General features: G+C 40.2%; 9 protein-coding genes. 5 read left to right on the top strand and 4 right to left on the bottom strand.

The annotated features are described in order from the left end of the window. The first annotated feature begins 312 nt into the window (after nucleotides 1-312). Nucleotides 313-1,365 (top strand): 5'-nucleotidase, encoded by a 1,053-nt coding sequence (locus tag ACT3SX_RS10865; protein WP_192520035.1) that lies wholly within the window; start codon nucleotides 313-315, stop codon nucleotides 1,363-1,365. A 38-nt stretch (nucleotides 1,366-1,403) separates the two neighbouring features. Further along, a complete protein-coding gene (locus ACT3SX_RS10860; RefSeq protein WP_192520034.1) occupies nucleotides 1,404-2,012 on the top strand; it encodes a rhomboid family intramembrane serine protease in 609 nt (202 codons plus the stop codon). A 112-nt stretch (nucleotides 2,013-2,124) separates the two neighbouring features. Here ACT3SX_RS10860 and ACT3SX_RS10855 read toward each other — a convergent pair whose 3' ends face one another. The 3 genes from ACT3SX_RS10855 to ACT3SX_RS10845 form a co-directional block, all read right to left on the bottom strand. Beyond that, nucleotides 2,125-2,670, bottom strand: coding sequence for a hypothetical protein (locus ACT3SX_RS10855; RefSeq protein ID WP_192520033.1), 546 nt, complete (start codon nucleotides 2,668-2,670; stop codon nucleotides 2,125-2,127). A 157-nt stretch (nucleotides 2,671-2,827) separates the two neighbouring features. Beyond that, nucleotides 2,828-4,696: a sodium:solute symporter family protein gene (locus ACT3SX_RS10850; protein WP_444761727.1), complete on the bottom strand. Its 1,869-nt coding sequence runs from the start codon at nucleotides 4,694-4,696 to the stop codon at nucleotides 2,828-2,830. 3 nt (nucleotides 4,697-4,699) lie between these two features. After that, nucleotides 4,700-4,960 (bottom strand): DUF4212 domain-containing protein, encoded by a 261-nt coding sequence (locus ACT3SX_RS10845; RefSeq protein ID WP_192520031.1) that lies wholly within the window; start codon nucleotides 4,958-4,960, stop codon nucleotides 4,700-4,702. 838 nt (nucleotides 4,961-5,798) lie between these two features. Between ACT3SX_RS10845 and ACT3SX_RS10840 the strand changes: the two genes are divergently transcribed. After that, entirely contained in the window at nucleotides 5,799-7,295 is a 1,497-nt protein-coding gene (locus ACT3SX_RS10840; RefSeq protein ID WP_192520030.1) for an alanine/glycine:cation symporter family protein, read from the top strand. 113 nt (nucleotides 7,296-7,408) lie between these two features. On the opposite strand, the gene ACT3SX_RS10835 is transcribed toward ACT3SX_RS10840, so the two are convergent. Continuing rightward, nucleotides 7,409-9,046 (bottom strand): electron transfer flavoprotein-ubiquinone oxidoreductase, encoded by a 1,638-nt coding sequence (locus tag ACT3SX_RS10835; RefSeq protein ID WP_192520036.1) that lies wholly within the window; start codon nucleotides 9,044-9,046, stop codon nucleotides 7,409-7,411. Between the two features lie 648 nt (nucleotides 9,047-9,694). Between ACT3SX_RS10835 and ACT3SX_RS10830 the strand changes: the two genes are divergently transcribed. Continuing rightward, complete coding sequence (locus tag ACT3SX_RS10830) at nucleotides 9,695-10,423, top strand: DUF1285 domain-containing protein (RefSeq protein ID WP_192520029.1); 729 nt, start codon at nucleotides 9,695-9,697, stop codon at nucleotides 10,421-10,423. A 353-nt stretch (nucleotides 10,424-10,776) separates the two neighbouring features. Then, on the top strand, nucleotides 10,777-11,643 hold the full coding sequence (gene murI / locus ACT3SX_RS10825; RefSeq protein WP_225739243.1) for a glutamate racemase: 867 nt from the start codon (nucleotides 10,777-10,779) through the stop codon (nucleotides 11,641-11,643). Nucleotides 11,644-11,741 lie beyond the last annotated feature (98 nt).

Here is an 11,741-nt window from a genome sequence, read left to right as displayed (position 1 = left end):
TAAAAGTAAAAGCCCCCACCGCTCACGCGATGGGGGCTTTTCTTTGTCTAAGTGATTCTCCCTACCATAGCTTTTTAGAATATACTTCTTTAAGCTGAAACTGTTATAGTTATTGATATTTATTTTTTATAATCTAGAGCGTGTTGAACATTCACAATAAGCGCTGTTAATCGTTAAAATGCTTTCAGATGATGCATAAAACGACAATAACGTTTGCACCTTAACTTTAGAGAATAATTTTAATGGCTATGACTACTTTGGCTCGTAGTCCATTCTTTTATCCACTCTATGATTTTATCAGTTGAGAGATTTATGGCAGTTGATTTTAGTAACACGTTGATAGTTGCAATTTCTGCAACTGCACTATTTGATTTATCAGAATCTGAAAATCATTTACTTCAACTTTTGCAGCAACGTCCTGATGATGTGATAAAAGAATTTCGTGACTATATGATCGAACGTGAGAATGAGCCTTTAAATATAGGTGCAGGCTACCCTTTGATTCAAGCGTTATTGAACCTCAATAAATATTGCAATGACTGTTTAGATAAAGATATAGAAGTTGATGCACCATTAGTTGAGGTTGTTATTATCTCAAAGAGTAGTCCTGATACAGGTATTCAGGTACTTAATGCAATTCTTGAAAAAGGCCTTAATATTTCACGATCGGCATTTATTTCAGGTAGCCCCGTGGCTCCTTATATTAAAGATTTTAATGTTGATCTGTTTCTTACTACTAATCGTGATGATGCACAGCAAGTTGCTGATGCCAATATTTGTGCTTGTGCAATACTTGATGCGACACCTGTTAATACTTATGAGCTAGATACTCAGCAGTTGCGTATTGCTTTTGATGGTGATGCAGTGCTTTTTGATGATTCAGGAGAATTGCTTTATAAGCAAAAAGGCTTACGTGCTTTTCATGCTCGTGAAGCACAAATGCGTGATTTACCCATTGAGAAAGGGCCTTATGCTGAACTATTGATTAAGCTCTCAAATCTACAAGAGCGTCTGCCGGCATCTCTTAAATACTCTCCGATAAAAATAGCGCTAGTAACTGCTCGTAATGCACCTGCTGATTTGCGCGCTATTAAAACGCTACGTGAGTGGGGCGTGAATGTTGATATGGCCTTTTTCTTAGGTGGGTTGGAGAAAACTGCTGTACTAAGAACATTTGCTCCACATATATTCTTTGATGATTCAATCAAACATATTGATGCGGCGCGTAATTTTATTCCTACTGCGTTGGTGCCTTACCATTCAAACTCATTGCTACATGGGAGCAATTATGTGGCTGTGGATAAAAATGCTACGTCATTGTCGTTTGAGCCGATAGATAGGTCGTTATTTTCTGTGAGTCACTAGGATATATCTAAAGCGATTAAGTGAAAGGGTAATATCATATGAATTGGAAGCAATTACTTACTTTGATTGTAGTACGAATAAAGCAAGTTATTGGTTTATATGCTTTTGTATTGATACCAATGTGGGGTATGTTTTTTCTCAATGAAACAGCTTTATTTGGGATGTGGAATATTTTTGGTATTGTACCTCGTGCTCTAGATGTAGGTAGTTTGATTGGAATATTTGCTTCATGGACGATGCATGGTAACTTTTCCCATTTACTTGGCAATACTTTTACGTTATTACAAATTTTATTTTTGTTTGGACTGTTTGAAAAAAATGCGTATCGAACCATACTTAAGTTGATTATTGCATCCGGGCTAGTTACTTGGATAATCGGCTCGCCATCTTCTATTCATATTGGTGCATCAGGGTTATGTTTTGCCATGCTTGGCTACATGATAGGCGGTGCTGTATTTGCGCGACGTTGGGGTTATCTAGTAGCTTGTATCGTTATGGGCACTGGCTACTGGTTGACTATCAAGCAAGGATTAATGCCGCAACAAGGTATCTCATTTGCTGCCCATTTTGGTGGCTTATGTGCAGGATTGTTGTTGGGTGCTAATTCTAAACACACTTATAAAACGGTCCCACACCACGATAGCTAATAAAAGTAAAGCTGATGCAAAAAAGGGTAATTTTTTAGATTGATTAACTTAAAAAATTATCCTCTTTCAGTATGTGGCTTCGTTATCTAGGAGATCGATATGTGTAAAATAATTAACTTTTATTGGTGCAAATTTTAATAAATAGCGGATCATCTGTTGCCAAATCGTGCCATGCAGTTGTTTGTTCAACATGTTCATCAATCGTAAGCGTGCTATCTTTTTCTGGTAATACATAGTCTGCGCGTGCAGGACGGCTACAATCGATCACTTGCTCAATCTTTTGTACACTTCTACGTCTTTCAAACAAATACAAGTTAACCAAGTATATGTTGGAGTTATCTATTTGCACACTGGCATTACCAGTATCAGCTGCTATAAAGCGTAGTATCTGTGGTTTGGCATAAGACCATGGACGAAACCATTCGGTACTTTCTGCTGTTTTGACCACTTCTACTCCCTCTGGTAACTTATCCACTTGCTGACTATACCAGTTGTATTCTTGATGTATTTGAAACGCAAATATACCAATAGCAGCAAATAGGGGTACAAGCCATTTCGGTGTACGTTTGCCTGCCAGTTTACTGAGATGAGTTATGATTAGTGCTAGTCCAGCCATACCAAATGCGGCAGCTATGGTAGCGATAAACTCGAAAAGCATAAAATATTCCTTAATGCGTTAGGTATGTCTAATTTAAACTATTGAGTAAATTAAAAATATAAGAATGATAATACATGTCAGGCAAAAAAATCACCCACAAGCAGCTACTGCCTGTGAGTGATATATAGTAACAGAAGATATATCATGATTCGTAAGATCAGTGGTCGACTGCACCACCAGCACCGCGTGGCGAACGAACACTCTCAACCAGTTCCTGGATATGTAATGGTGGCGCTTTCGTTGCATAAGAAACTATGAATGCAACAATAAAGTTAAGTAATGCACCAACTGCACCAAATGATAATGGTGAGATACCAAATAACCAGTACTCTGCGGTATCAGGTAGGTTTGCTGTGCCGCTAATAAAGAACCAGCCTTTGAATACAAAGATATAAAGCAAGATACTGATGAGACCAGTCAACATACCAGCAATAGCACCGAGATTGTTGATACGTTTAGAGAAAATACCCATCATTAATGCAGGGAAGAGTGAGGCGCCAGCGATACCAAATGCCAATGCAACTACCTGTGCGGCAAATCCTGGTGGATTCATGCCTAGGTATGTAGCAACTACAATAGCTACCCCCATTGTGATACGTGCGACCTTTAGCTCTCCTTTGTCAGTAATGTTTGGATTAAGATTTCGTTTAATCAAATCATGACTGATGGCTGAAGAAATAGCGAGTAACAAACCAGCTGCTGTAGATAATGCTGCTGCCAAACCACCAGCGGCGATAAGACCAATAACCCAAGGTGGAAGCTGAGCAATTTCTGGATTCGCCAATACGAGAATATCAGCGTTGACATCTAACTCGTTACCAGCCCAACCTGCGTCAGCAAAACGACCATCAACTTCTAAATTATGGGCGGCACGGGCTGTTTCCACAGCGGCAGTTGCAGCGCTTACATCACCACCTTCAGTTTGTGCATTTGCTAGTGCAATCTCAGCTGCGCCAAGACCACTGTCATTATACATTTGGATACGACCATCGTTATTTAGGTCGTTATACTTAATAAGACCTGTATCTTCCCATGTTTTCATCCAGTCTGGACGTTGGTCATAGTTGATAGCAGGCTCTTCAACACCTTGTGGATAGATAGTGTCAATTAGGTTCAAACGTGCCATGGCACCTACTGCAGGTGCAGTGAAATATAGCAATGAAATAAATACTAGCGTCCAACCAGCTGTCCAACGGGCATCAGCCACTTTAGGCACTGTGAAGAAACGGATAATAACGTGTGGTAAACCTGCTGTACCAATCATGAGTGATAACGTAAATAACACCATGTTGAGTTTATTAGGAACGTCAGCAGTATAAGCGGTAAAACCTAAGTCAGTGACAACTTGGTCAAGTTTGGTTAAGATAGGAACGCCTGCTTCTACATGGTTTGAGAACAAGCCTAAACCTGGAATTGGGTTGCCTGTTAATTCAAGTGAAATAAAGACGGCTGGAATGGTATAAGCAATGATAAGAACCACATACTGCGCAACCTGCGTGTAAGTAATCCCTTTCATGCCACCAAGTACTGCATAGAAAAACACAACAATCGCTGCAATAATAAGACCAGTATCATTTTCAACTTCTAAGAAGCGTGAAAATGCAACACCTGCCCCTGTCATCTGACCAATCACATAAGTGGTTGAGGCAATGATCAAACAGACCACAGCAATCATAGCAGCGGTCTTGGAATAAAAACGATCACCAATAAAGTCAGGAACTGTAAATTTACCAAATTTGCGTAAGTATGGTGCTAGTAGCATGGCTAGTAAAACATAACCACCTGTCCAACCCATTAAATAAGTCGATGCACCATAGCCACCAGCAGCAAGTAGACCGGCCATAGAAATAAAGGATGCAGCACTCATCCAGTCAGCTGCTGTTGCCATACCGTTGACTACAGGATGAACACCGCCTCCTGCAACATAAAATTCACTTGTTGTTCCTGCACGAGCCCAAATCGCAATACCGAAGTAAAGAGCGAAGGATAGACCCACAAAAATAATATTAATTAGATACTGACTCATGATCTATTCCTCGTCTACGCCGTATTGTTTGTCCAACTTATTCATACGCCAAGCGTAGAAAAAAATTAAGACAATAAAAATACCAATGGAACCCTGTTGAGCGAACCAAAAGCCTAAATCGGTACCACCGATTTTGATGCCAGCTAAGAGAGGACGTAAAAGAATCGCAAAGCCGTAAGAACATAATGCCCAAACGACTAGACTACCTAAAATGAGACGAACATTGGCACGCCAATATCCAGATGGATCGTTGTGGTTTTCCATAGGACAACTCCTTTTGTCTTACCTAAAATGTTATTGTCGGTCTAATTTTGCTAAAACATATTGGTTTAACCTGTATCGATTACCACGATACTGTATCTATCATAACCATCATATATAGCAAAATTTTATTGATAGACTGCAATCCATAGGGACTAAGTCGTATCAAAAAGACACTAACAACATAAAAAATAGCTACGTACTGTGTATAACAGTAGAAATATAACGTGCAACAACCTATTTCTTTATTGAAAGTGAATAGTTAGGTATGGCATAGAACATATTAATAAAAAGTATAATGTATAAAGAACTGGACTTATCGAGGAAGAGAGAGGGGTAAGACGATCCATTGTCTGTTTTACAATCTTGTCTTCCTGACAAGTGTCTTAACATTCTTAATGCATTTAAAATGCCACGCTATTAAGCAACTACTAGCTTAACATAAATATTAAAAAGGTCTTTTGCATATACTAAATAAAAGTAAAGGCAAAAATCAAGCATACGTTTAGTTGTTTATACAATATCCAGTACTAGTGCATCACGTGATGATACTGAGAACTATACAACAATAGTCTAATAAGTGCTGCTAAATTGTTACTCAATACATTCTATAGTATATCAAGTGTAAAGAACATTTATTTAATAAATGTTCTTTTTAGATGGATAACTAAATTTAATAATTGTTAGTGCTTCAATGTCTATATCATGCACGTGATATTTTGATATCAAATTTTTTGTGCATGATGGTTTAAGTGGCCTAAGGTTCGAGTTGGCCAAATATAATATCAATACAAATTTTCAGTACAGTCTATAAAGTGTTAATTGTTAATAAGGAGCCCGTATGAACGACGGAATAGCAGGTTGGTTTAATAGCATTGTAAACTATGGTGTCAGCATTATTTGGGGCAACAATGATTGGTTGATTGCTAATAACCCTTGGTATGGATTATTGATGTTCGTACTGATTGGCGCAGGTCTTTATTTTACCGTCGTTACACGTTTTATACAGTTTCGCCATTTTGGTCATATGTGGAAACTATTGCGTGTCTCTAATCAAGGACGCAAAAATGGTGGTATTAGCTCATTTGAGGCACTGATGACCTCACTGGCAGCTCGCGTCGGCACAGGTAATTTGGCAGGGGTTGCAATTGCGATTTATCTCGGTGGCCCAGGTGCTGTGTTTTGGATGTGGATGACGGCGATCGTTGGTATGTCGACCAGTTTTATTGAATCCACGTTAGCACAAGCGTACAAAGTACCGCACCATGACAATGTTTATCGTGGTGGACCTGCTTACTATATTGAAAAAGGTTTGGGTAAGCGCTGGTTAGCAATCTTCTTTTCGTTATGTTTGCTGGTGGCTTTTGGTCTGGCATTTAATGGTGTACAGTCAAATACCATTGCACAGGCGACCAATGAAGCGTTTGGCATTCCAACATGGGCGACAGGCTTAGTGCTGGTAGTATTAGTTGCGCCAGTAGTATTTGGTGGTTTACGCTCAGTTGCTCGTATTGCTGGGAAAATCGTCCCTGTTATGGCTATTTTGTATATTTTGTTAGCGTTATTCATTATTGTCACTAATTTCAGTCAATTTCCAGCGGCTATTGTGTTGATTGTAAAATCAGCATTTGGTTTTGAACAAGCAGCGGGCGGGGTAATAGGTTACGGTATCGCTCAGGCCATGATTAATGGTATCAAGCGTGGCTTGTTTTCTAACGAAGCAGGTATGGGTTCAGCACCCAACGCTGCAGCTACCGCAAAGAGTCACCCTGACCATCCAGCGGTACAAGGGTTTATGCAAATGCTAGGTGTTTTTATGGATACGCTAGTCATTTGTACAGCAACGGCATCAATTATTATACTGTCAGGTGTGGTTGACCCCAGTGTTGAACAAGAAGGTATTCAGCTGACTCAGCTAGCATTGTCGCAGTATGTTGGTGATTTAGGTGTGGTGTTTGTGGCGATTGCTATTTTCTTTTTCTCATTCACTTCTATCATTGCTAATTATAGTTATGGTGAGTCAAATTTAGAGTTTATTTCTGGTGCCAAAAATGCCAAAGTGATGATTATGGTTTTCCGCTTCATGGTATTAGGTATGGTGTTTATTGGTGCTATTGCCAGTCTGCCCGCTATTTGGAACTTTGCTGACTTGTCGATGGGACTGATGGCTTTGGTTAACTTGATGGCAATCTTACTGCTATCTCCAGTGGCACTTAGAATACTGCGTGACTATGAGCGTCAAGTGAAAGCAGGTAAAACTGGTGATCAAATCAAATTTAATCCCGATGATTTTGTGAAGCTTAAAGATGAAGCTCATCGTGATGCATGGACAGATTAATTTTGATGATTAAATGAAAGCTGAATAAAAAACCGCCCTTTTAAATATTAAAAGGGCGGTTTTTTATTCAGCTACTATTATGTTATGGGTGCAATAAATACTCCAATCATAGGTTACATGTTTGGATAGTTAGGACCACCGCCGCCTTCTGGCGTTACCCACGTAATATTTTGTGATGGGTCTTTAATATCACAAGTTTTACAATGTACACAGTTTTGCGCATTGATGACAAACTTCGCACCTTCTGCATCTTTGACCACTTCGTAAACACCTGCTGGGCAATATAAACGTGCCGGTTCAGCATATAGCGGTAAATTAATGGATACTGGTACGGTTGGATCCGTCAGTTTTAGATGCGTTGGTTGGTCTTCAGCATGATTGGTATTAGAAATAAATACTGATGACAGTTTATCAAATACCAGTTTGCCATCAGGCTTTAAGTAAGTCGGCTGATAAGCATGGTTGGCTCGCTCTAGTTGGTCATAATCTGGGATGTTATCATGTAGGGTAAACGGCATTTTACCCTTAAATAAGTTGTGCTCGATGAAGGTAAACGCACCACCCATAAACAGACCCATGCGATGAATCGCAGGCGAGAAGTTACGTGATTCATAGTTATCTTCATATAACCACGATTCTTTATACATAGTGGTATAAGCAACAACCTCATCATGCTGACGATCAGCTTGTAATGCTTCAAAAATCGCTTCGGCTGCGAGCATACCGGACTTCATTGAAGTATGGGTGCCTTTGATTTTTGCAGGGTTCAAGAATCCAGCATCGTCACCAACCAATACACCACCTGGGAAGGTGAATTTCGGTAATGAGTTGAGACCACCTTTGGTCAAAGCGCGCGCGCCGTAAGAGATGCGTTTACCGCCTTCTAATACACTTTTGATGACTGGATGCGTTTTTAAGCGTTGCATCTCATCGAATGGTGACATGTATGGGTTGTGGTAAGATAAATCAGCAACGAGACCAAAGCTGACTTGGTTGTTTTCATCAAAGTACAACCACCAACCACCAGTAGAACCCGTTTCTGTTAATGGCCAACCAAGACCGTGCATGACCACACCTTGCTCGTGCTTTTCAGGTGCTACATCCCACAGCTCTTTTAAGCCAATACCATAATGTTGAGGGTCTGAGTCTTTATCAAGATCAAAACGGCTGATCAAGCGTTTACCTAGATGACCACGGCAGCCTTCGGCAAAGACAGTATATTTAGCAAGAAGTTCATAACCAGGCTCAAAGCTTGGCTTGGCTTCACCATTGGCAGCCACACCCATATCACCCGTCAATACGCCTCGTACTGAGCCATCATCATTATATAAGATATCGTCTGCAGGGAAGCCTGGGAACATCATGACTTCTAGCTCTTCAGCTTGGGCGGCTAACCAGCGAACCACATTGCCTAGTGACACGATATAGTTGCCGTCATTGTGCATCGGCCCTGGAATTAGAGAATCAGGTACTTTAGTAGAGCGTGTGGCTGAGTTTAGGTAATAGAAGCGATCTTCGGTCGCTGGCACGTTAAGCGGTGCGCCTTTTTCTTTCCAGTCTGGTATTAGCTCATCTAAAGCACGTGTTTCTATTACTGCACCAGATAAAGTATGAGCACCGAACTCAGAGCCCTTTTCGACGACACAAACCATAAATTCATCATTACCCGCTGCAATAGCCAGTTGGCGTAGACGGATGGCAGTAGATAGACCAGCAGGTCCACCACCGACGATAATGACATCAAACTCCATTGATTCACGTTCAATCTCAGGCTCGGCTACCACAGGTTCTATTACTGGCTCTGGTGCTTTGTCGATAGTGACAGCTTCGGTAGGCTTGTTTTCTACAGCAAACTCTTCAGCTAACACTTCTTCTGTCGCAACTTCCGGCTCTGCTTTGTCTAGATTTGCCGTTTCTGTCGCTACTGTTTTATCAGTATTAACAGTTTCACCATCAATAACTGGATTTTGATTGTTTGGCTCTTGCATACCTACTCCTAAACTTTTAGTGGCTTATCTCAGGGCATTATTAGCTTAACAACTGAATAATAGAGTTGCAGGGCTAACTTTGCTCAGATATATGGCTGCCTGATAAAACTGTCTTTGCGGCATCAATTAATTACGTTATTGTTGAGTCCGATTTATTCAAAGATATCAACACATAACGTAAAATTTGTTATTAACACAACAGCTATTTGAACGTTCCGATAAAAATAAAAAATCGTTACTTATTATAAAAGAAAAGTCCCATAAACACGATACGCATTTATGAGTATAGGTGTTAAGGTGATACTGAACTAATAAGGAAGTTATAACGACAAGGTTTCATCATACCTGAAACAAAAATTTATAGTAATAACAGTTTTGCCAAACTTTGAATGTTAGGTAAAGGATTATATAATGAATTATGATAATAAAAAGGCCATTAGCAATCATGAAAATAAAGCAGAAGCCCCAAATGACGTGTCATCCAACCTAAGTGACATTGATACCCTTAGCCAGTATTTAAAGTCTAGCGCTGGAGTTCGTCAGGGACGCACAATACCGCCACTGGAAAGTTGGCATCCTGACCATGTGGCAGATATGGACCTTATCATAAAAGCAAATGGTGAGTGGTGGCATGAAGGTGGAAAAATGACTAGAGAGTCATTGGTCAGCTTGTTTGCCACTATTCTGTGGAAAGAGGAAAACAATGGTAGGACAGAGTACTTTCTGAAGACGCCTGTACAGAAAATCCGTATTCAAGTTGAAGATGCACCACTACTCATCAACGATGTTGGCATTGTCAATGAGGGCGGTTATAGTTGGTTGGAGTTTCTCACAACGACAGGTGATGTGGTGCGTTTAGATGATGAGCATCCAATCATATTAAAGGCGTATAATCCTAAAGATAGTAGTATGATTGACTATGCAATAACTGATACAGATGTGGACAGTCATCAGGAAGCAGTCATCGAACCGCAAGTGCGTCCCTATATGCTCGTTAGAAATGGTTTGACGGCGCTGATTGGTCGTAATACGTTTTATCATCTTGCAGAGATTGGCGAATTAATAGAGCAAAATAGTGAGACAATATTGATCTTAAAAAGTGGTGGCAAGTCTTATCAGCTATCGATGCCTATCAATTAACGACACTCATTTATAGTGAGGTCTTTAGTAGCTAGAGTATGCCCTGGGTTTTATCAGCACTTTTTAAAATGAAGAAATGCTCTATAAAGTTGTATTAAATAAATAGGTTGTGTTAAATAAATAGATAGCAACTTGATAGCAATTTAATAACTATATAATATTTAACTCAGTATTTGACTGAAGAAACAGTACAAAGATGATGATATGTATATAAAAATGGCAGTACAGTAACGATGGATATTACGGCAAGTAATGTCACGAATGCGTTCAAGATGCGCTCAGATACCTTCATTGGTAACGATTTTGGGGAAGTGGGTAACGCTGCTATAAACAAAGCTAGTATTGGTAAAACTATGAATAGTAAAGCTCGTAGCTCGCCAATAGGATTGTTCGACTCTGGAGTCGGTGGGTTGTCTATTTATCTGCATCTCGCGCAGCAGCTCCCTAATGAGCGTTATGTTTATTATGCTGATACGCTAAATGTACCTTATGGCAATCGTGATAGTGCAGATATTGAAGCGTTAACCCTGACTGCATTAGAGTGGTTGTATCAACAGGGCTGCAAGCTTATCGTGATTGCTTGTAATAGTGCTTCAGCCTATGCACTGGAAACTGCAAGGCGTCATTATCCTCAGCTACCTATTGTCGGTCTAGTACCTGCCTTAAAACCAGCGGTAGCTGCTAGCAAAAGCAGCCGTGTCGCAGTATTGGCGACCAAGGCGACTTTGAATGGCACGTTGCTCAATGATGTCATTAACAATTTTGCTAGACCTAATAATACAGTGGTTACTAAGTATTTTGATCCACGATTAGTGCCTTGGGTAGAGGCCGGTATGCCAGAGCAGGATGAGACGGCGTTCAGTTTGCGCCAGCAGCTAAAATTATTTGCCAACGAAGGGATTGATCAGTTGGTGCTAGGCTGTACCCATTATCCATTTTTTAAAGCATTTTTATTGAATGAGATTGCAGCGCAGCAGCTATCAATGCAGGTAGTGGACTCTGGACAGGCAATTGCTGAGCGAGTTAAGCAGTTACTGGTTACCAACCAATTGTCAGCGTTGACTAAGAGCGAATCAAATGCTTTAGGAGATGCCAAAGACCTAGATACGAATCTTAGGCTACCATTGGTTTTTTATGCTACTAAATATAATGATAAACTGGGCGCCTTAGTCACGCGATTACTGGGTAAGGACGCAGTATTGCAATATCATGCTAACTAGGACATGCCGTCCGTTAGTTGGCTACTTGACGCGGTTTGGCAAGATTTAGTCATTTTTAATATATGTAGATGACTATCGGTTGAATTAAGAACACGTCC

The sequence above is a fragment of the Psychrobacter sp. AOP31-B2-9 genome (assembly GCF_052378005.1).
Taxonomy (GTDB): Bacteria; Pseudomonadota; Gammaproteobacteria; order Pseudomonadales; family Moraxellaceae; genus Psychrobacter.
Note: the sequence above shows the minus strand (reverse complement) of the source record. Positions and strands in the feature narration are given on the sequence as shown.